We start from the raw sequence: 1,289 nt of genomic DNA, 5'->3' as shown, positions 1-1,289 counted from the left end.
TTCCATCCGCTGGATAGGCTGGATTGAAATTAGCGGCGGTGAAGTCAGTTGCGGTGGTGTTCTGGAAACGGATTGCGGTGGCAAAGGCCTGGTTGGAGGCACCGCCGTCGAGGTCGATCTGGAAGAGGGTATCGGCGCCGTCTTGGATCAGTTGCATGAAGCCCGAGCCGAACGGGTTTGAGCTGCCGTCCCATCCGATCAGCTGGTTGAGCAAGACACTGTAGTCGAGCGTTTCTCCGCCGGCTCCGGTGGCGAAGTCGGTGATGGTTGTAGAATTCGATCCGTTCCAGCTGTCGATGAAAAGCGCGTCACTTCCCTCACCCAAGGTGAGTGTCGAGTCTCCATTTATCAAAAGATGCGCCGTATCGTTGCCAAGGCCCAGATTGGCGCTCAGCGCCCCAGAGATGGTTGCCGTGTCGTTCCCGTCTCCGGTGGAAAGCGAGCCACCGCCGGATGCGGTCACCGTATCGTCGCCGCTGCCCGTGTCGATTGACAGGGTTTGTGCAGTCAGCTGGATTGTGTCGTTTCCAGATCCGGAGGTTAGATCGATGCTGGCGCCGGATATACGGGCTAAATTATTTCCATCTCCCATATCTATGTGAAAGCTAGAACCAGATGCGTTAAATGCAGAACCTGTATTTCTACTTATAGTATCGTCACCAGACCCAAAATTCAAAGTTAAAATTGAGTTTATAGCCGGACCATTACCGCTTCCAATAAATGAATTGTTGCCGTCTCCCATTTCTAGATCAAGTTGACCATTGAAGAACTGAGAAATAATGACTACGTCATTGTCAGCACCCGCACCCATCGATCCAGTTATGGTCGAGTTTCTGGCATTTATGCTTATAGAATCTGCTCCCGCGCCAGCATCAATCGAATATGAAATTGACGCGTTGCCCGCACTCAGCGCGATTGAGTCGTCACCCGCGCCGGCATCCACAGACTGTGTCAGCGAAACACCAGAAGGTCCCGAATACGTCAGGTTCAAACCATCGTTGCCGTCGCCGCCATAAAGTGAATCGTTGCCACTGCCGTCCTGCAAGCCATCATTGCCCAGGCCGCCAACCAGCACATCGCTTCCCGACCCGCCGTTCAACGTGTCATCGCCGTCGCCACCATCAAGAAGATCGTTGCCAGCCAAACCGGACAACGTGTCGTTGCCGCAAGCCATCATTGCCCAGGCCGCCAACCAGCACATCGCTTCCCGACCCGCCGTTCAACGTGTCATCGCCGTCGCCACCATCAAGAAGATCGTTGCCAGCCAAACCGGACAACGTGTCGTTGCC

At 54.5% G+C, this 1,289-nt stretch carries 2 protein-coding genes; both read right to left on the bottom strand.

The window, feature by feature from the left end; translation table 11 throughout:
- A partial coding sequence (locus AC1DXM_RS31920; protein WP_477239533.1) for a hypothetical protein occupies window positions 1–1,144 on the bottom strand: 1,144 nt, incomplete at its 3' end.
- Window positions 1,122–1,268 (bottom strand): hypothetical protein, encoded by a 147-nt coding sequence (locus AC1DXM_RS31915; protein ID WP_477239535.1) that lies wholly within the window; start codon window positions 1,266–1,268, stop codon window positions 1,122–1,124. The genes AC1DXM_RS31920 and AC1DXM_RS31915, both read right to left, overlap by 23 nt.
- Window positions 1,269–1,289: the final 21 nt, after the last annotated feature.

It is taken from the genome of Mesorhizobium sp. P3_A2, assembly GCF_056403115.1.
Note: the sequence above shows the minus strand (reverse complement) of the source record. Positions and strands in the feature narration are given on the sequence as shown.